This is a genomic window from Gordonia asplenii, assembly GCF_012933505.1.
GTDB classification, from domain to species: domain Bacteria; phylum Actinomycetota; class Actinomycetes; order Mycobacteriales; family Mycobacteriaceae; genus Gordonia; species Gordonia asplenii.
In genome coordinates, this window is record NZ_JABBNB010000036.1 from 18,063 (window position 1) to 37,123 (window position 19,061).

15 protein-coding genes and 2 riboswitches are annotated in these 19,061 nt (G+C 65.7%); of the genes, 10 read left to right on the forward strand and 5 right to left on the reverse strand.

What is annotated here, in order from left to right; all coding sequences use genetic code 11:
• The first annotated feature begins 10 nt into the window (after positions 1 to 10).
• Entirely contained in the window at positions 11 to 838 is an 828-nt protein-coding gene (locus tag HH308_RS24975) for a crotonase/enoyl-CoA hydratase family protein (protein ID WP_170196983.1), read from the forward strand.
• Positions 839 to 880: 42 nt separating this feature from the next.
• Entirely contained in the window at positions 881 to 1,339 is a 459-nt protein-coding gene (locus HH308_RS24980) for a winged helix-turn-helix transcriptional regulator (protein WP_170196984.1), read from the forward strand.
• A gap of 6 nt (positions 1,340 to 1,345) precedes the next feature.
• Here the strand turns inward: HH308_RS24980 and HH308_RS24985 are convergent, their stop codons facing one another.
• Together HH308_RS24985 and HH308_RS24990 are read right to left on the reverse strand one after the other, a co-directional pair.
• Positions 1,346 to 3,028 carry an aldehyde dehydrogenase family protein gene (locus HH308_RS24985; protein ID WP_170196985.1) on the reverse strand — a complete coding sequence of 561 codons (1,683 nt, stop codon included), beginning with the start codon at positions 3,026 to 3,028 and terminating at the stop codon, positions 1,346 to 1,348.
• Between the two features lie 23 nt (positions 3,029 to 3,051).
• Positions 3,052 to 4,149 carry an oxygenase MpaB family protein gene (locus HH308_RS24990; protein WP_312870845.1) on the reverse strand — a complete coding sequence of 366 codons (1,098 nt, stop codon included), beginning with the start codon at positions 4,147 to 4,149 and terminating at the stop codon, positions 3,052 to 3,054.
• 89 nt (positions 4,150 to 4,238) lie between these two features.
• On the opposite strand from HH308_RS24990, the gene HH308_RS24995 reads away from it, so the two are divergent.
• Complete coding sequence (locus HH308_RS24995) at positions 4,239 to 4,910, forward strand: TetR/AcrR family transcriptional regulator (RefSeq protein ID WP_170196986.1); 672 nt, start codon at positions 4,239 to 4,241, stop codon at positions 4,908 to 4,910.
• 21 nt (positions 4,911 to 4,931) lie between these two features.
• Positions 4,932 to 5,003, forward strand: a riboswitch (Fluoride riboswitch).
• Between the two features lie 79 nt (positions 5,004 to 5,082).
• Entirely contained in the window at positions 5,083 to 5,652 is a 570-nt protein-coding gene (locus HH308_RS25000; protein WP_170196987.1) for a histidine phosphatase family protein, read from the forward strand.
• A gap of 2,016 nt (positions 5,653 to 7,668) precedes the next feature.
• Here HH308_RS25000 and HH308_RS30565 read toward each other — a convergent pair.
• The 3 genes from HH308_RS30565 to HH308_RS25015 form a co-directional block, all read right to left on the reverse strand.
• Positions 7,669 to 9,150 carry a MutS-related protein gene (locus HH308_RS30565; protein WP_170196988.1) on the reverse strand — a complete coding sequence of 494 codons (1,482 nt, stop codon included), beginning with the start codon at positions 9,148 to 9,150 and terminating at the stop codon, positions 7,669 to 7,671.
• Positions 9,147 to 10,634: a MutS-related protein gene (locus HH308_RS25010; RefSeq protein WP_170196989.1), complete on the reverse strand. Its 1,488-nt coding sequence runs from the start codon at positions 10,632 to 10,634 to the stop codon at positions 9,147 to 9,149. The genes HH308_RS30565 and HH308_RS25010 overlap by 4 nt, the downstream gene beginning before the upstream one ends.
• 170 nt (positions 10,635 to 10,804) lie before the next feature.
• The gene (locus HH308_RS25015; protein WP_170196990.1) at positions 10,805 to 11,263 is read right to left on the reverse strand and encodes a universal stress protein; all 459 of its coding nucleotides are present in this window, start codon (positions 11,261 to 11,263) and stop codon (positions 10,805 to 10,807) included.
• 176 nt (positions 11,264 to 11,439) lie between these two features.
• A riboswitch (Fluoride riboswitch) is annotated at positions 11,440 to 11,515 on the forward strand.
• A 51-nt stretch (positions 11,516 to 11,566) separates the two neighbouring features.
• Here HH308_RS25015 and HH308_RS25020 point away from each other — a divergent pair.
• The 6 genes from HH308_RS25020 to HH308_RS25045 are packed head-to-tail and all read left to right on the forward strand — an operon-like array spanning position 11,567 to position 19,054.
• Positions 11,567 to 12,529, forward strand: coding sequence for a respiratory chain complex I subunit 1 family protein (locus HH308_RS25020; RefSeq protein WP_312870846.1), 963 nt, complete (start codon positions 11,567 to 11,569; stop codon positions 12,527 to 12,529).
• Complete coding sequence (locus HH308_RS25025) at positions 12,529 to 13,215, forward strand: hydrogenase (protein ID WP_170196991.1); 687 nt, start codon at positions 12,529 to 12,531, stop codon at positions 13,213 to 13,215. The genes HH308_RS25020 and HH308_RS25025 overlap by 1 nt, the downstream gene beginning before the upstream one ends.
• 1 nt (position 13,216) lies before the next feature.
• Entirely contained in the window at positions 13,217 to 14,719 is a 1,503-nt protein-coding gene (locus tag HH308_RS25030) for a proton-conducting transporter transmembrane domain-containing protein (RefSeq protein ID WP_170196992.1), read from the forward strand.
• Entirely contained in the window at positions 14,716 to 16,242 is a 1,527-nt protein-coding gene (locus HH308_RS25035; protein WP_170196993.1) for a hydrogenase large subunit, read from the forward strand. The genes HH308_RS25030 and HH308_RS25035 overlap by 4 nt, the downstream gene beginning before the upstream one ends.
• Positions 16,239 to 17,042, forward strand: coding sequence for an NADH-quinone oxidoreductase subunit B family protein (locus tag HH308_RS25040; RefSeq protein ID WP_312870847.1), 804 nt, complete (start codon positions 16,239 to 16,241; stop codon positions 17,040 to 17,042). The genes HH308_RS25035 and HH308_RS25040 overlap by 4 nt, the downstream gene beginning before the upstream one ends.
• Positions 17,039 to 19,054, forward strand: a complete 2,016-nt coding sequence (locus tag HH308_RS25045) for a proton-conducting transporter transmembrane domain-containing protein (RefSeq protein ID WP_170196994.1) — start codon at positions 17,039 to 17,041, stop codon at positions 19,052 to 19,054. Before HH308_RS25040 ends, HH308_RS25045 begins: the two co-directional genes overlap by 4 nt.
• Positions 19,055 to 19,061: the final 7 nt, after the last annotated feature.

The following is a 19,061-nucleotide window of genomic DNA, read 5'->3' on the forward strand; positions in this document are numbered from 1 at the left end:
GGATGCCACCATGACCGAATCGACCACCGCCACCGCGACGCCCGACGTCGACGCGACCGAACCGACGGTCACCGTCGAGCGTCGGGGTCACGTCCTACTGATCGGACTCAACCGCCCGACGAAGTTCAACGCCTTCACCATCGCGATGCTCGAGGAACTCGGCCGGGCCTATCACCTACTCGAAACCGACCCCGACCTGCGCTGCGGAGTGCTGTTCGGCCACGGCAAGCACTTCACCAGCGGCCTCGACCTCGCACAGGTCGCGCCGAAGATCGACGAGGGCGTCCTCAATTACTCGCAACCGGGCCTGCGCGACCCGTGGCGCAAGGACGGCAGCTGGACCACGCCGCTGATCACGGCTACCCACGGGCTGGTGATGACCCTGGGCATCGAGTTGATGCTGGCCGCCGATATCCGCGTGACCTCGTCTGATGCGCGGTTCGCGCAGATGGAGATCAACCGCGGGATCTACGCTTTCGGTGGCGCCACCGTCCGACTTCCGCAGCAGGCCGGTTGGGGCAACGCCATGCGATGGCTGCTGACCGGTGAGCCGTACGACGCCGCCGAGGCGCACCGCATCGGGCTTGTCCAGGAGGTCGTCGAGCCCGGCCGCCACCTCGATCGCGCCATCGAACTCGCCGAGTACATCAGCGCGAAGTCCGGCCCGCTGGGCGTGCGGACGACCCTCGAGTCCGCGCACCGCGCACGGATCGAGGGTGAACACGCGGCGTTCGCCCGGTTGGAGCCGGACATGACCGCCCTGCTGCACACCGAAGACGGCCGCGAAGGAATGCTGTCGTTCATCGAGCGTCGCGAGGCACGATTCACCGGTCGGTGACGACCGTAGCGAATTGCAACTTTCAACTCTAGGATGGCGCCCATGAAGCACGAAGAGTTGGCCGAGGAGAACTGCGCGATCGCCCGGGCGTCGGCGATCCTCGGCGAACGGTGGGTGTGGCCGATCCTGCGGCAGGCGTTCAACGGCGCACACCGATTCGAGGAGTTCCAGCGGGGCATCGGGCTGTCGCGCAACATCCTCACCGATCGCCTGCACGCATTGATCGCGGGCGGCATCCTCGAACGCCGCCCCGACCCCGACGGCGGTACCCGCACGCAATACGGATTGACCCGCAAAGGCCACGCGCTGTTCCCCGTTTACGTCGCGATGATGGAGTGGGGCAACGAATGGACCGGATTGGCCGACCCGCCGGTCGAGTTATTGCACAAGCCGTGCGGACATCGCATGCACGCACGGGTGGTGTGCTCGGAGTGCGGCCAGGACATCTCCGACCGCGACACCGAACCCGTGGTCGGGAAGGGGACGTTCGTCCGACGGTGAGGGTCGCTACGCCCGGAACGCCTCGCTGAAGATACCGGGAAGTCTGCGCCAACTCGGCCGCGCCGCGAACCGCGTCAGCCGCTCGGCGGCGCCCGTGGCGGAACGGGCGGTGACGAACCAGGCCGGCTTGGGCGATAGCGCGAATTCACCGCGGGCGATGGACCGCGGGAACGGCCGGAACGGTCCGGTCACCACGCTGCGCTCGACGTCGTCGAGCAGATGTGAGTTGTGCACGATACCGATACCCGACCCGACGTCGTGCAACGTGTTGCCCGCGAATGCTCCCCACAACAACGCCGGCACGAGAAAGCCGATAGCACTCCAGACGTTGATGCCGATGGTTCCGTAGCGCAGGTCGGCGACGGCGTCGTCGAATCTCGATCCCATGGCCGCTCGATCCCCGGGCGCCACGATCATGCTCGCACCGAGCGAGCCGTCGAGTCTATCGTTGGCGAAATCGACTGCGGCGCAGAGGAAATCGATGCCGACACCCGGGAGTTCGGTGTGCGCCAGCACCGGACCGAAGTATTCGGTCGTCAGTGCGTCCTGCGACGTCGAATCGTTCACTTCGAGCAGAACGCGTCCGTTGAGCTGCTCGACGTCGGGATACGCGTCGAGCGCGGCCGCGACCTTGGCGTCGGTCCCCGGGTACCACGCCGCGCGGGCGGGCAGGCGATCGACGACGCGCCGGATCTCGGTGAGAAAGCGCTCCTTCTGCGGCCAGTCCGCGGAGAGGATCAGCACCTGGCCGCCGATGCAGTTGTGCCCGCAATTGTGAAAGCGTTGCGTCGCAACGTGTTCGGCTTGAAAGCGCAGGTCCTCGACGGTCCAGTCGCCCGGCACCACGATGATCGGCGACACCCCGCCGAGTTCGCTGGTGATCGGTTTGCGCAGCTTCGGCTCGCCGGCTTTGTCGGTGAGCGATCCCCACACGATCATGTCGTGGGTAGCCGCACTGCCGGTGATGTGGACGTGGTCGATGCCGGGATGCGCGGTGAGATATTGCCCGACGTCGGCTCCGCCGTTGACGATCCGCAGCAGGCCGGCGCCGATCAGCGGGGCGAACGCGGCGCTGTAGGCCGGGGTCAGCGACGCGAAGGTCGGGTTGAGTTTGAGGACGCTGACGCGGTTGTGGGCGACCAACTCGTACAGGACGTCGAGCGGTCCGATAGACGAAATGTTGCCTGCGCCGAGCACCAACCCCACTCCCCCGTTTTCACCGCGGCGGGTCGCGCCGAGGCCGGCTCGACGTCGAGCAGCGTCGGCGGAAACACCTGGCGTAAGCCATACTTCACCGGAGAAGCCGTGAAAGAGGTTGTACTCGAACAGGTTTCCCGGAAGCATCCGGAATGCGGTTCGATTGCCCGGTGCCGTGTGCGTCGGGAGCCCCGACGCCGGCGACTTTCCGGCGTCGATCTTGGTGAGGCTGTCGATGATCGCGCCGAATCCGGCGAGCGTCGCATACGGACCCGACATCCATTCCTCGCCCTCGAGCGGTCCGGTCGGGATGCCCTTGGCATCGATCGCGGCGGCGACCCAGTCGTCGGCTGCGGCGGCGATGCTGCGTTTGGTCCGTTCGAGCAGGGTGATGCGCTCGGTCAGACCCATCACGACCCATCGCGCCGCGCCGGCGGTGAGTGCGTCGACGGCCTCGTCGATGTCAGTTTCGGTGGCAAAAGTGCTGGTCATGGATACTCCTCGCGGATCGGTGACTACTGGTCCGTTGGGCGGCCATCGACCGGGGTCCCCCGGTACTCGGCTTTGACGCCGCGCAGTCCGCGCTCGATGGCGTCGTCGAGGATCCGCTGGCCGTTGCGGTCGAAGTAGTCGCGCACGACTCTCAGCCGCGTGAGCTGGTTGGGAATCTTCAGCAAAAACGCGCCGAGCCGCACGAAGACCTCGGCGAGCGGCTCCGGCGCGATGTCGAGGCAGTCGCGGAAGTCGGCGTTCGGCACGGTCGGCGTCATCCGGGGCGCGAGGAGTTGACGCAGGACCGCCTGGTTGACCGCCCTCGATCCACGGAACATGCGCATCTTCGTCACGCCGACGATCACGCTCTCCGCGAGTTCGGCTCCCTTGTCACTCGGCGCGTAAATGTACTGATGCTCGCGCGACTGCAGCGCGAACTCTTCGGCGTGAGTCCGGCCCAGCAACTGATTGTTCGCACCCTCGATACGCGCGATCCAGCGCCACATCAGCGCGAATCCGTCGCGCTCCTCCTGACTGACGACACCACCGGCGAACTTGATCACGTCCACCCGATGGCTACCGAAGATGTAGCTGCACGCCGCGGTCGCGAGCTGACTGACGGGCACGCCGTCGGCATAACGCGACCACCGCCCGCTGCGGTGAATGCCGAGCCGAATCATAGTGTGCAGCAAACGGTTTCGTACCCAGATGATCCACCGATCACCACCGGGCAGCATCCCGTCGACGTCGAGCGCCCCGACGAAGCCGGTCGCGGTCTCCAGCATTCGACGCCGATAGTCGCCGCCGCCTGCCAAACGTCCGGTCGCGCTCATCACCTCGGCGGTGGCCGGGTCGATGTAGGTGAACGCCATCGCGGAGTGACCGAGGTTCATGCCGAACAGATTGCGCCTGCCCATGCTGGCCCCGACGCGCAGCGAGTCGATGTCGAACCAGGACGGGAGCGTCTCGACGTCGTCGAAGAACGCCACCGCTTCGGCAACCCCCTCGGCCTGCAATATGCGGGAGGTCTGGGTCGGTGTCGGTTGGTCGCGGCTGGGTGTCGTGAACCGATGTGGGCATGGGCGCTTCTCCTCTGTGATCTGGCGGGCCGCCAGTGCCACGAGAGTAATCTAGAGTCTCACTCTAGTCTAGAGTTGAACTCTATTTAAGGCGATCAACGCGGCTTTCCGCCGGGTTACGATGAGCGGCGATGACGGTTGAGAAGACGGCGAACGAAGCGTCCGAACGCGGCGCACGGCGTCGAACGAGAACTCGCGCGGCGGTGCTCGCCGCCGCCGAGGAACTGCTCGCGCACACGACGCCCGACGAGGTTCGGATCGAGGACGTCGCGGCACGGGCAGGCGTGTCAGCGGCCTCGGTGTACGTGCACTTCGGCACCAAGGACGGGCTGGTCGCCGCGACCATCGAGCACCTGCTGGAGGTCGCCGCGGAGGACCTGACCAGCGCATACCGTGCCCCCGGGCCGGCCGTCGACCGAATCAGCGGCATCGGTCGCGCCTATCTGCGGGTGCTCGTCGACCATCCCGCGCTGACGCGATATCTGGCGGCACGGTCGCTGCGGACGCACGCGGCGTCGTCGGCTGCCGAGATCCATATCGACGAGCGGGTCGAGACCCTGCGCGCGTCCTTCCAACGCCTGCTGCAGGAGGCGATCGACGACGGCGAAGTGCAGGCGGTCGATGCGCGACTGATGTCACACTTCTTGTCCGGTGCGTGGATCGGGGTGGCGGCGCTGTCGTTGAGCGGAAATACGAAGCCGCTGAGCGCCGACGACGTCACCGACGCGGGAATGCAGGCGTTGCGGATTCTCACCTTGGGAGCGGAGCAGTCAGCGGTCGAGGGCGGCGGAAAGCCTCGATAGCGCGGGCCGGTCTTGCTATCGTGGGGCTTCGGTGATGGATCCCACCTGAGCGAACGCTCGAACCGCCGCCCGGCTGATGGCTCCTGCCAATCGTGGACGATTGGTGGGTGCGCACATGGACGTCACTCCCTCGTCGGCTTCCGCGAACACTCCTCAGAGACGGGTGAGTTCTATGTCGAGCACGATCTATCTGGTACGCCATGCCGAAACCGTTTTGAATGCCGACGGGAAGCTGCGGGGTCTGGCCGATCCGGATCTGAACGAGAACGGCCGACGACAGGCCGAAGCGTTGGCGGCGGCGCTGGCCGATTCGTCGGCGGGGGTTGTGGTGTCCAGTCCGTTGCGTCGCGCTCGGGAGACGGCGCAGGCGATTGCGACGGCGATCGGGGTGCCCGCCGAGGTCGACGAAGACCTCAACGACCGCGACTACGGACAGTGGACCGGACACCCCAAGGATGAGGTTGTGGCGCAATGGGGTTCGGTGGACGACGCCCCGGGCGTTGAGCCCGTCGCCGAGGTGATGTCCAGAGCACGGCCGGCTCTGTTTCGGCTGGCGGCGCGAGCCGAGACCACCGGCCGACCGGTAGTGCTGGTGACCCATGATGCGGTCATCCGTCCACTGCTGGCGCTGATAGGTGTCGGTGACGCGACCGTGCCGACCGCTTCCTATCAGGTGCTCTCCTACGTCGACGGCGAGATGACGGTTCAGGCGCGCGATCAGGTCCCGGACGCAGGCGATTAGCCCGGAGTGCCGAGTGGCCGATTGCACTCTGCCCCGTCGCGGATGCCGGGGGAACATTCACCTCGCCGTCGCTGAGCAGGCAGTTTCCGATTGGGGCCGATTGCACTCTGCGCGGTCACGGCTGCCGAGGGAACATTCACCTCGCCGTCGCTGAGCAGGCAGTTTCCAGTCAGGCCGATTGCACTCTGCGCGGTCACGGCTGCCGAGGGAACATTCACTTCGCCGTCGCTGAGCGGGCAGTTACCAGTCAGGCCGATTGCACTCGGTACCGTCACGGCTGCCGAGGGAACATTCACCCCGCCACCGCTGAACAGGCAGATTCCAATCAGGCCGATTGCACTCTGCGCGGTCACAGCTGCCGAGGGAACATTCACCCCGCCACCGCTGAACAGGCAGTTTCCAATCAGGCCGATTGCACTCTGCCCCGGTCACGGCTGCCGAGGGAACATTCACCCCGCCACCGCTGAGCAGGCAGTTTCCAATCAGGCCGATTGCACTCTGGCCCGGTCACCGCTGCCGAGGGAACATTCACCCCGCCACCGCTGAGCAGGCAGTTTCCAATCAGGCCGATTGCACTCGGTACCGTCGGATCACACTCACCACAAGCTCTACACCAGGCGCGCGTCCGCGCCCGAGGTAGATGCAGCATCGATTCGTTGTTACCGGTGGGGCAGGTGATGAACCCGGGGGAGTCGGCCGTCCAACCTCTGCGCCGCACTGAGTAGAAACGCCCGCGAACGGTTCACCTCGTCTACTCGCAGACACCTCGTCGTTGACGGCGGGTGTCTGTGAGGAAACGAGGTGGACATGGCCGTCATGGAGCACCACAACACCCAACCTCGGCAGCTTTACCCAATGGTTTAGATGCGACTTCCATCAGGGCGTCCCTACCAAGTTCGCTTTGCGGCCCTCGGGGCCCGCTGGCCGCCTGGCTGCGTCGTCACCGGTCACGATAGCTGCCGCTACCGCTGCGTCCTCGCCTTGCCAGGTCGGCCAGCGACGAAACGCCCGTCGGTACGCTCGCCCCGGAGATACCTCGGGAGTTTCGACGAGGCCCGCATCGTCGTCGACGCCGCTCGCACTGCAGAACTTGCAGTTTCACTGAAGTAGGCGGATCCCCGCGACCGTAACCCCTCCCACCACCGCCAGTCCCACTGCGGTAGCCACCTCCCACTGCAGTAGCCGGATTCCCGCGACGGCAATCAGCGCACGCTGCGGTCACTCCCGCTTCGGTAACCGCCTGCCACTGCAGTAGCCGATCTCCCACGGCAGCAATCCTCTCCCACGGCAGCGGCTACCGCCGTATTTGCGAGTTACCGCCGTAACTGTTCGACGACCGCAGCGCGAAGGAACCACCGCAGTGAGAAGCCAGGAAGCGCGCAACTAATCCCAAGCCGAACTCGGCTTCGACTCACTCACCCAGCGGAGGTTGCTTCGCCTGTCGAGCCCCGTCGCTGGTTGAGCAAAACCCTGGTGATCACTCGGCTAGTACAGCCTGGATCCACCGATGGCGGGCCCATTTCGCTGGTTGAGCCGGTCCGAGCGCCGTGCTGACGCTCCTCACGGCTCAACCTGGATCCACCGAAGACACCCCTCCGCTGGTTGAGCCGGTCCGAGCGCCGTGCTGAGCGAGGCGCTAGCCGAGTCGAAGTAGCGCTAGCCGAGCGCTAGCCGAGGTCCGTGTCGAAACCACGGTGACACAACAGATTACGCGCGACGGTTCATCTCGCGTTCCGATCGTGGTGATCATCTCCAGTCGTGCACCCAACAGGTGCATTCGACGGTTGGGCTGTCCTGGTTTGCATCGACTCACCGAAATTCGTTGTCTCACCGTGGTTTCGACACGCTCGTCGCTAACGCTCCTCACGGCTCAACCAGCGAAATGAGTCCACCATCGGTGAAACCAGGCTCAACCGCGGAGAGCGCCTGCCATCGGTGATCCTGGTACCGCACTTCCGGTCATCACGAACCAACCGAAACCCATTGTGCCACTGCAGTTTCAACACGTCTCACCCCTTAGCCCGGAGTGCCGAAGATCTCCCGGTACAGGTCGGCACCGTAGCTGGTTGGGCGCGGTGAGCCGGTCAGAATCCGGAAGGTTCGCTCGCCCGCGTCGGTGCGTTCGGCCCGGAGGAAGAGTCCGGTGCCGGCGGCGTAGAAGCCGGCCGCCAGCTCGTACATGTGTGTGACGAACAAGACCCGATGCCCGGCATCGGTCAGCGCCGCAACGATGCCTGCCGCGATCGTCGCGCCTTCCCGTTCGTTCGTCGACGCGAACGACTCGTTGAACAACAGCAGGCTCGCCGGCGTCAGTCCGTCGACGATCCGGCTCAGTCGCGCCAACTCTTCGTCGAGCTTTCCACTGACCGACGTGACGTCTTCTTCTCGAGTGAAGTGCGTGGCCAGGCTTGTGCGGACATCCGCCGCCATCGACGTCGCGGTGACGGGTAGTCCGGCCTGCATCATGAGTTGCGCTGCGCCGACACTGCGCAGAAAGGTGGATTTGCCGCCCTGATTGGCACCGGTGATCATGATGAGGGCGGCACCGTCGGCGACGACGTCGTTGCCGACCACCCGATCCCGTCGGCTCAAGACCAGACCGGCGTCGCACAGATTGCGACAGGTGAACACCTGCGACCCAACGGGTTTGGGCTGCGGGTAGCAAACCGGCGCGGATGTCTGGCGCAGCGCCCGATGCAAGTTGATCGCACCGAGGTAGAAGGCCGTTTCATAGCGCAACGCCTGAAAGAAGCGCTGCAACTCGGCAGCCGAATCAGCCAGCGCCCCGGCGACCCGGTGGAGGGCCCGCGTGCGCAGCCGGTCGAGAATCTGCCCGGCGTGTACATCGTCGGGATCGAGCCGGAAGTGAGCACTACGACGTCGGGCTCGCTGGACGACACTGTGGTGCACCGCCGTACGCACCGCATAGTCGGTACTCTGCCCACCGTCGGCGAGGCGCGCACTGAGCAGAATTCCGTGTTCGAAGTCGAGCTCGCGCAGATGCGCCCGAAGCTCGGCCAGGTACTGCTCGTCGAACGTCGCGGCCAGACGCGAACAGAACCCTCCGAAGGCAGGCGATGTAAAGCTTCCGTAGGTCGAACGTGCCTGCGCTACAAGTGATCTCAGGTGTTCAGACAATACCGACACAATCGCGAGCGAACGTCGTACATGATGCTCGGCGCCGACCCGGCCCTGCGCCGCCAACGCGTGATGTCTGAGTTCATCGAGGGCGGCCGTCGCCCGTTGGTACATGTCCCGCACCGAATCGACGTTCATCAGTGCGTCATCGATCCCGGCGTGGCGATAGGTGATCACCGCGAGGTCGGTCTGCATGGCTAACAGCTGCGCCGCGACGACGCCGTGGAGGTAGGCATCCTCGTCGGCCATGGTGTGAATGATCGGTTGCAACCCGAGGTCACGTATCACCTCTCCGGCTCCGTCGGGTGCTCGCCCGTCGAGATCGACGTCGTGATCTGCGAAGAGGAGCCTGGTGTTCACGAGCTGAGCCGATGCGTCAGTGCATCGAACGTCACGCGATACTTTCGCGCGATCGCCTCGGCATACGCGACGCCGTCCGCGGGACGACGCTCGATGCGGAAAGTCCGGCTGGACGGATCGAGTGGCGCAACGGCGCTCACCATACTCACGGTGGCATCGGAGAGCCGCGACAACTCGTCGACGAAAGTGACGTAGACAACGAGACAACCGGCGGCGATGAGATCGCGCAGCACGGCCTCACCGAGAACTCGCGCGTCCTGCAGTGACGTCGACGTGAAACTCTCGTTCATGATGACGACGTCGTGGGGACCGACGCGATCGATGATCTGCTTGACGCGTCGCAATTCGTCGGCGAGTCTGCCGCGTCCGGCGGCCGTGTTCTCTCGCCGCTCGAAATGACTGAAGATCGCGTGGGGCAACCGGATTCGAGCCGCGCTGCCCGGAACGGGGACACCGACGGCAGCGAGGTGGTGAAGTTGCCCGATCATCCTGGCGAAGGTGGTCTTGCCACCTTGATTCGGCCCGGTGACGACTAGCACCTGCTCCGGCGGTGTGAGGCGGAAACTATTGACTACCAACGGGTCTCGCTTACCCGCGTCGATTGCCAGCGCAAGGTCGAAGCAGTCGCGCACCCAGGTCGATTGCGTAGGATCTTCGACAATGGCCGGGAAGCAGAAGTGCAGGTCGTCGGTGGCTACGGTAGCCATGAAATCGCGGTAGTGTCGGTAGAAGCGCAGTTCCAGATCCGCGCGAAAAATCCGCTGATCGATGAACGACTCTGTGCCGCGGCAGAATTCGGCAAGCGCTTCGAACTCATTCGGAAACAGGGCCGCCACACGCTGGAGTATCTGCGATTCGACGTTGCTGAGTTCACGCAGCGGCGGCTCCGCCATCGCCTCCGCCAGATCATCGGACGTGACCGTCATGCGGCTGAGAATCCGCAGTGTCCGGTCACTGAAATCGGGTTCGTCCCGATAGCGGCTCACGGCGACGTGATCCGCATCGATCTCGACGCAGTAGCGCACCGCGCCGAGGGCGCGTGCGATTCTCGCCGTCTCCGACGCGAGTCGCGTGTATGCGGCGTCGCCGCAGTATTCGTCGAGGTAGGACGCGAGTTCTTGTAGAGCAGGCGCCTCCGGTTGCGCAGCGCGCAGCCCACGGTGAAACCGATCCACGGTTCGCAGATACGACTGACACGCATACAGATGCCAGCGCATGGCTTGCACGCGCTCGCCCACGGAGGCGGCCAGGTCGGTGACGTCGAGCGTGTACCGCATGTCCGCACCGAACTGGGTGATCGCCGATTCCAGACTCTGGCTCGCCTCCAGGTCTCGAAAGATGCTGTGGCGCATCGCGACCGAAGCGGCGTCGGCGATCGAGAAGTAGAGCGGGGCCAGGGTTCGGTAGTCGCCTGCCACGATCTCCCCGACGATTCTGTCCAACCCGAGATCACCGAAATAGGCCGGTTCAGTGTTCTCCGGCATCGTTCGGCCGTCGGCGAAGATCAGACTCGGGTTGCTCGGGGGTCGGGTTGGTTTCTTCGTCTCGCCAGACCCCTCGTTACACCGAAGCTCGTTCCTCGCTTCGGCACTCGGGGAGCGGAGGTAACGCTCGCCCCCCGCTTCAGCACTCGGGGAGCGGAGGTAACGCTCGTTCACGACCGAGTACCGGGCACGGCGAGTGGCGGTTGTCCTTCCGGAACGACCACGATGGGAAAGGTGCTGCGATTCATCAGTTTCCGGGACACGGCTCCGCTGAGGGCGTGTTCGAGCATCGCGCCGACTCCGTGATGCGGTCGGCCCACGACGATCATTGCGGCGTCACAGCTTTCGGCTTCACGCGCCAGAATGTGTGCGGTATTGCCGTGCCCAGTGGCATACGACCAGTCGTCGGCGTCGCGGCCGAGCAGTTCCGCGACGATGCGGCGATGCTCTTCGAGGTGCTCGCCGATCTCGATTTCGTACTCGGGTTCGTCGGGGTCGAGGGGGAGATCGCCGATGTCCACGACGTGGACCACCCGGATCTGCGAATGCAGCATACGCGCCAGGCTGGCGCCGAAAACCAAAGCAGCCCGACTGTTTTCGTGGGCGTCGTAACCGATGACGATATTCAACACGGTTCCTTTCACCACGAGGTGAAGGAACCGTCAGCCGGTCGGCGGTTCAGGCGGTCGCACCCGGGCGCCACCTCGGCAGGATCCATTGCCGGTCGTTCCAATTTACCTTACCGACGACGCCGGGGCGAGATGTAGCTGAAATCCCATGGGCGATCGTCGCGGTATGTGTTTAACTGGTCACTGGTGATGGAGCCCACCTGAAATCTTGCGATTTCGAACTGCCAGCGCGCTGATGGCCCCTGCGGATTCGAGGAATCGCAGGTGGAATCGGTGTCTCTATCGCTCGATGAACGATAGCCGGTGAGTACGGTGTTGCCCGCGTGGTCGGTGCAGATCCTCCAAGTGCTCACGGTGCTTGTCTGTGCGCCTGGCATCAGCGGGTTCGTGGCCTGGTTGGAAGCACGATTGCAGGGTCGACGCGGCCCGCGTATCGTCCAGCCGTATCTGACGCTGGCCAAGCAGTTCAGCAAGGAGACGCTCGCGCCGCATTCGGTAGGGCCATTCTTCTTCGTCGCGCCCGCTGCGGCGTTCGCGTGTTATCTCGTTGTGCCGATGCTGATTCCGGTACTGACGAGCTACCCACTGCCGTTGGGATACATGGGCGACATCCTCGGCGGTGGTTTCATTCTCGCACTGGGGAGCTTCCTGGTGGCGGTCGCCGCCGGCTCCACCGGCAGCAGCTACGCACAACTGGGAGCGAGCAGATCGAAGACGTTCGCGGCGATCACCGAGCCGGTGGTGCTGCTGGTCGTGTTCACGGTCGCGATCATCACGACCACCGACCTTCCGTATGTGCTCGGCGCGACCATCCGCAGCGGTCCGGAACAGATCGTGCGTCCGTCACACCTGTTGGCCGCGGCCGCTCTGTTCATGGTGATCCTGTCCGAGACTGCGCGCATTCCCGTGGAAACCCACACCGGCACAATCGAATTGGGGATGTTCGAAGAGGCTCGGTCATTCGAGCACTCCGGGCCGCTGCTGGCGATGCTGACCTGGGGATCGGCGACCAAGCAGTTCGTCTTCTACGTGCTGCTGTGCAATGTGTTCGTCGCGCCGTGGGGACTCGCCTCGACCGGGGCCGTCAAGGCCGTCGCCCTCGCCGTGGCAGCCATCGTCGCGAAGGCCTGCGTCGTCGGGATCGTGGTGGCGGTGATCGACAATTCCTTCGCCAAGCTCCGGCTGTACAAGATCACTGAATTCGTCTCTGCGGCTTTCCTTCTCGCTGTTCTCGCCGTGGTCACACTGTTCTTGGGAGGTGGCTGATGGTCGACGCCGTGGCCGGGCCGGCCGGTGCGCCGCCGGTATTCGAGGGGGTCGCCAACACCGTCGCGGTGTTGGTGCTGATCATCGAGTTCGGCATGCTGCGCGCCGGCATGTATCGGGCGCAAGTTCGGTTGTACGCGGCACAGTCGCTGACCGTGACCGCGCTCGCGGTCGTCGTCGGCGTCGGTCGTGACATCCCCGAACTGTATGTGCTGGCCGCACTTTCGCTGGCGGTGAAGGTCATCATCGTGCCGGTGGTGGACCTGCGCCTGCTGCGCGGCGCGTCGATGAGCATCGCGGGAAGCGGCGCGATGGGAGTCGCCACCGAAGTCCTGGTCGCCCTCACGTTGGCGGGGTTCGGCTTCTTCGCGGTGGGCGCGTTGAACATTCATTCCGCGGTGCTCTCGTCCGCGGCGCTGGGTCTGTCGATGAGCGTCGTCCTCGTCGCATTCGTACTGATGATCGTGCGGCGAGATGTGGTCAGTCAGGCAATGGGCTTCTTCTCACTGGAGAACGGTGTGTCGCTGGCGAGTCTGGTGGTCGCAGCCGGCATGCCGTTGATCCTGGAAGTCGCGTTCCTGTTCGACCTCCTCGTCGCCGTGGTCGTATTCGGGCTGTTGATGCGGGTGCATCATCGTCGGGTGCGTTCGCTGTCCACGGCGTCCATCGATCGGCTGCGGGGTTGACATGGCCGCTGTGATGACGATGCTGGTGATCGTTCCGCTGGTGGCGGTCGTGTTCAGCGCTGTGCCCGGGTTCCGGATCCGCGCGTGGGCGACCATCATCAGCGCGCTGCTCTGCCTGGCCATGTCGATCGCGCTGGTGGTGCCGGTGACCCGGCACACCGAGACCATCGGTTTTCTGCGCGCCGATGCGCTCTCCGTCGTCTTTCTCCTCGGCGCCACATTTCTGTACGCCGCGACGAGTGTGTACGCGCTCGGCTACCTCCCGGCCGAATACGGCGGGCCCGACCACGACGATCCGTCGTTCGATTCGGTCAGCAGGCGGTTCTATCTGGGCTTCAACGCCTTTGCCTGGTCGCTGATCTGCGCGCCGCTCGTCAACGGGCTGGCGTTGCTCTGGGTGGCGGTGGAAGTCACCACGGTCGTGTCGGCCCTGCTCGTCGCTTTGGAAGCGAGCGAACAGGCCAGCGAAGCCGCCTGGAAATACGTCCTCATCGCTTCGTCGGGCCTCGGAATAGGTTTGCTCGCAACGATATTCATGTACTTCGCGGGCGCGCAGGTACTCGGCCAGTCCTACGATCTCGCCTTCGATCCGCTGATCAAGGTGGCCGCCGTACTGCCGCCGACCCCGGTGCGACTGGCGTTCGTTCTCGCCGTCGTCGGATACGGCACCAAAGTCGGCCTGTTTCCGGTGCACACGTGGCTGCCCGACGCCCATGCCGAAGCGCCGACCCCCGTTTCGGCACTACTGTCCGGATCGCTGCTGGCGACGAGCTTCTACGCGATTCTGCGCTATCACCAGATCGCCGTCGTGACAATCGGCCCCCGGTTCCCGCAGTTGGTACTGCTGGTGTTCGGTGTCCTGTCGCTGTTGGTGGCCGCGAGCTACCTGCTCGACCAACGCAACCTCAAGCGGATGCTCGCCTATTCGAGCATCGAGCACATGGGGATCCTCGCGATCGCGGTGAGCTTCGGAGCGCCGCTGGCGTTGGCGGGTGCACTGCTGCATGTGCTGGCACACGCCGCGGCCAAGGGAAATGCCTTCATGGCGGCCGGAGTCATCGTGCAGCGCTACCGCACCAAGGAACTCGTCAGGATCAGAGACGTCCTGCGTCGCCTGCCCTGGACCGGCCCGTTGTTCGCCATGGCGGTGCTCGCATTGTCGGCGATGCCGCCGTTCGGTCTGTTCCGCAGCGAATTCCAGATCGTCGCGGGCGGCCTCGCGGCGTCGAAGATGACCGGAGCCGCGCTACTCGTGGTGCTGGTCACCGTCGCCTTCGCCGGCCTGATGATCTCCACAACCCGAATGCTGTTCTTACCCAGCACATTCCCGTCGAACGCCAGCGCCGCGGAACACCGTCGGGGCCGCGAAGCGGAAACAAGCGGCGCGATGGTCATTCCGCTCGTGTTCGGCGTACTGGTCCTGGTGATGCTCGGTGTACATCCGATTCCCGCATTGACCGACCTGATCACCGCGGGCGCCCACGAATTGGGAGGAAATCGATGACATCTGCCGCATCCGCCGCACTCGACGCCACGGCTCGGGCCGCGCGATGGCGCCGTCGCGTGCTCGACGCCCTGGGGCGCCCGGGCACACGGCTCGCCGGCCTGTACTGCAGTCACAACGGAGACGACGACCGTGTCGTAATCCACGCGCTGATCGCCGAGGCCGCCTCGATCGCCCGCATCAGTGAACACCTCGACGCCGACGCGACCGGCCGGATCGCGTATCCGGCACTGTCCCCCGGAGTGCCCGCGGCCTTCTGGTACGAGCGAGCATTGCACGACCTGTCCGGGGTGATCCCCGTCGGCCACCCGAGACTGGAACGACTTCTGTTGCCGCCCAACGTGATCGACGATCCGCCGCGTCCCGGCCGTGCGGTGCCGCAGCAGCAGTCGAGATTGCACGGCGTCGATGAACTGGGCCCCGTCGACCTGCAGAGCCCGGGAATCTTCAGCCTGCCGTACGGGCCCGTTCGGTCGGGGGTATCCGAATCGATCGAATTCTTGATCGAGACTCCCGGGGAAGACATCCCCTACCTGACGATTCGGCCGCACTACAAACACCGCGGACTCGCCAAGCGGTTCGAGGGGCTGACACCGTCGGACGCCGTTCTCGTCGCCGAACGGGTGGAAGGCGTCGCCACTGTCGCCCATGCGCTGGCGTTCTCACACGCCGTCGAGAACGCGGCGCACATCGACGTTCCCGACCTCGGCAAGGCGGTGCGCGTCATCCACGCCGAGCTCGAGCGCATCGCCACCCACCTCGACGTCGTCGCGGGCCTGTGCGAGGCCGCCGGGCTCGCGGTCGCCGTCGCCCGCTTCACCTGGCACAAAGAGAACATCATGCGATTGGTTTCGGCACTGTGCGGCAACCGATTCGGCAGATCCGTCGTCGTCCCCGGCGGAGTGGCCGACTCCCCGCAGCTCACCGGCGGCCAGATCGCCGACGCCCTGACCACCATCACCGACCGCGTCAGATCCGACCGCGACGAGTTGATGGACACCTCGACATTTCTGGATCGACTTCGCGGCACCGGCCGGTTGGATCCCGGGTCGGCGGCTCGGCACGGCGCACTGGGACCGATCGGCCGGGCTTGCGCGGTATCCAACGACTGCCGGATCGACCGGGCCTACGACGACTACCGCGAGTTCGGGATGAGAGTGTCGGCCCATGACACCGGTGGTGATGTCTTGGCGCGCCTGAATATGCGCTGGCAGGAGATGGACACCTCGACCGAGTTGATCATCCGGGCGGCGCGCCGATTGTCCGACCGGTCCGGTGAGCGGTTCGCCACCGTGCCGGACTCGATTCCCGACGGCGTCGGCCTAGGCTGGGCCGAGGCGGCGGCGGGCGAGGTGCTCTATTCGGTGCACTTCCGAGGCGGCCTGATCGAACGCTGTTTCGCCAGATCGCCTGCGCTGCACAATCTTCTGCTGTTCCGACATGCCTTCGGCTCGGATATCTTCACCGACTTCGCGTTCATCGAGGCGAGTTTCGGACTGTCCTACGCGGGGGTGGCGATGTGATTCCCTGGGTCTTCCGCGGACTCCGCGACGGGTTGCTGACCACCGGGTGGCCCCGGCGGCCCGATCCGTATTTCGACCGTTTTCCGGCGGCCGTCGACGTGGCCCCCGGACCGGTCGACGCCGATCTGGCTACTGCCACGGCTGCCGACTGTCCCACTCGAGCCATCACCATCGACGCCGAGGGCTCCGTGACTCTCGATCAGGGGCGATGCATCCTCTGCGGACGTTGCGTCACGGCCGCTCCGCAGATCTTCGCGTGGCGACGCGGTGCGGCGACGTCGACGCTCTCGCGCGAGCGTCTGCTCAGCGGGTCGTCGGCTCCGGACGACTTCGACGACCTCGCCGAGGTTCGCGCCGCGCTGCATCGGCGGGTGCGACGGCTGAGGCGGTCTGTGCACATTCGCCACGTCGACGCCGGATCGGACGGCAGCGACGAATGGGAGGTGCGGGCGCTGCTGAACCCCGTGTACGACATCCATCGCCTCGGCATCTTCTTCACCGCCTCGCCTCGTCACGCCGACATCCTGTTGATCACCGGCATCGGCAGCGCGGGAATGACGCATCCGCTTGCCCGGACCGTCGCCGCGACGCCGGAGCCGCGAATCGTCATCGCCGCCGGCACCGACGCCGTCAGCGGCGGACTCATCGGCGGCGGCTACGCCTCGGCCTCGGACGGATTGACCGACCTCGTCGACGTCGACGTCTGGATCCCGGGTTCGCCGCCATCGCCGTTCTCACTGTTGCACGGCATACTGTCGGCACTCGACCGGTTGCCCGCCGACGAGCGGGGTCGCTCATGACGATTCTCAGCGCGCTGGTCGTGTTCGCCCTCGCCGGCTCGGGATCGCTCGTCTGCGGGTCCACCGGCGAACTGTCCGCGGTTCGCACGCGTCTGGTGCAGGCATGCTGGTTGGCCAACGTCGGCGGCGCGGCACTCGGGGTGATCGCGGGAATCCGCGCGATCCGCGGTTCACCGGTCACCGTCGATCTCGGCGGCACCCTCGGGCTGGGGTCGTCGGTGCTCGCCTGCGACCGGCTCAGCGGGTTGTTCATGGTCATCTCGTTCGGCGTCGCTGCCCCGGCGCTGGTCGCCGCGGCGCGGTCGGGGCATGGTTCGCGAAGTCGGCTGCCCGCTGCTGCCTCCGCGGTCCTGGCTTCGATGGTCCTGATCCTCACCGCCACGTCGGCCTACCCGTTCCTCTTCGGGTGGGAAGCCCTGACCGTCTCGTTCTATCTGGCGGTCGGCTTCGACCGCGCACGCCGTGGACGCGCGCGTTCCTCCGTCGTCACCGTCGTGTTCGGGCGATGCAGCGGTGCTCTGCTGCTGGTGGGGATGCTGCTGATCGCCTCGACGCCGGGCAGCGGGTTGGACTTCGACGAATGGCATCTTGCCGAGTCGACGGCCCGGGCATCGATCGCATACGCGTTGCTGTTGGCCGGGTTCGCCGTGAAAGTCGGGCTGCTCCCGGCACACCTGTGGCTGCCCGACGCCTACTCCTCGGCGCCGGCGCCGGTGCGTGGGCTGCTGGCCGGTGCGGCGGTGAACGTCGGCTTCTACGGCATGTGGCGGACTTTCGAACTGCTCGGTGCACCCGCCTCCTGGCTGGCCTGTGCGGTGCTCATCGTCGGCGGGCTCAGTGCACTGTACGGAATCGCGCAGGCCGCCGTGAACCCGCTGCTACCGACCCTGATCGCGTGGTCGAGTGTCGAGAACTCCGGGGTCATCACCGCGGGCTTCGGCGCAGCACTGGCCGGGGCCGTCGCCCACAACGACGGCTTGGTGGTGACCGGTCTCGTCGCCGCAACCGCACAACTAGTCACCCACGCGATCGCGAAGACACTGCTGTTCACGGCGACGGCGTCGGCCGAGGAAGCCACCGGCGAGACCCGCTTGGACGCCCTCGGGGGCATCGCGCACCGGTTGCCGTGGACCGCGGCGGGCCTGACCGTCGGCTCGCTGACCCTGGCGGGCCTGCCGCTCACCGCGGGATTCACCTCCGAATGGCTGACGCTGGAGGCGTTGATGCAGCAGTTCCGGCTCTCCCGGCTGTCGCTGCAGCTGTGCACGACCGCCGCCGCGGTACTCGTCGCGCTCACCATCGGAGTTGCCGCGCTGACCTTCGTGCGGGTCGTCGCGTTGACGGCCTTCGGCCCCGATCGCCTCGACATCGCCCACCGCATCCGGCTCGACGACTACGAGCGCAGCGCGTCATTTCGGACGGCGGTTGCGACGTTGATCGTCGCCGCATTGGCGCTCTCGGCGTTCGCACCGGCGATGGTGAGCGTCATCACGCGCGCGGTCGCGTCCCGGGCGACGGGCTCGCCGACGATGCGGCAGTCCCCGTGGGTGATCCAGCCCGCATTCGACGGGTTCTCGGCCCTGTCCCCAACCTGGTTGTGGATCGTGCTTCCGATGATGACGCTCGCCGTCGGCGTCGTCGGATACTGCGCGTCACGCGGTGGACTGCTGCGGGTTCGGCGAGTCGACCCGTGGTCGTCGGGGTCGCCCGGCGTCGACCGCGGGCTCGGATACACGTCGTTCGGGTTCGCCAATCCGATGCGTCACGTGATGGGCAACGTCTTGCGGACCCGACGGTCGAGCGCCACCGCGGATCCGGCCGGGCGGGATCTGTCGTACACCGTCGACGTCAGCGACATCATCGCGGAATGGGGCTACCGGCCGCTGGGACGGTTGATCATGGTCGGCGTGCGCCAGGCGAAACGATTGCAGTCCGGCCGTCTGGACGCGTACATGACGTACATGCTGATCGCCGTCGTCGCGGTTCTCGCCGTCGTGGTGGCGACGAGATGAGCGATCC

Bases quoted from the DNA above. Each gene is read 5' to 3' on its own strand.
- HH308_RS24975 (WP_170196983.1), top strand. From the start codon at position 11: ATGACCGAATCGACCACCGCCACCGCGACGCCCGACGTCGACGCGACC.
- HH308_RS24980 (WP_170196984.1), top strand. From the start codon at position 881: ATGAAGCACGAAGAGTTGGCCGAGGAGAACTGCGCGATCGCCCGGGCG.
- HH308_RS24985 (WP_170196985.1), bottom strand. From the start codon at position 3,028: ATGACCAGCACTTTTGCCACCGAAACTGACATCGACGAGGCCGTCGAC.
- HH308_RS24995 (WP_170196986.1), top strand. From the start codon at position 4,239: ATGACGGTTGAGAAGACGGCGAACGAAGCGTCCGAACGCGGCGCACGG.
- HH308_RS25000 (WP_170196987.1), top strand. From the start codon at position 5,083: ATGTCGAGCACGATCTATCTGGTACGCCATGCCGAAACCGTTTTGAAT.
- HH308_RS25010 (WP_170196989.1), bottom strand. From the start codon at position 10,634: ATGCCGGAGAACACTGAACCGGCCTATTTCGGTGATCTCGGGTTGGAC.
- HH308_RS25025 (WP_170196991.1), top strand. From the start codon at position 12,529: ATGGTCGACGCCGTGGCCGGGCCGGCCGGTGCGCCGCCGGTATTCGAG.
- HH308_RS25030 (WP_170196992.1), top strand. From the start codon at position 13,217: ATGGCCGCTGTGATGACGATGCTGGTGATCGTTCCGCTGGTGGCGGTC.
- HH308_RS25035 (WP_170196993.1), top strand. From the start codon at position 14,716: ATGACATCTGCCGCATCCGCCGCACTCGACGCCACGGCTCGGGCCGCG.
- HH308_RS25045 (WP_170196994.1), top strand. From the start codon at position 17,039: ATGACGATTCTCAGCGCGCTGGTCGTGTTCGCCCTCGCCGGCTCGGGA.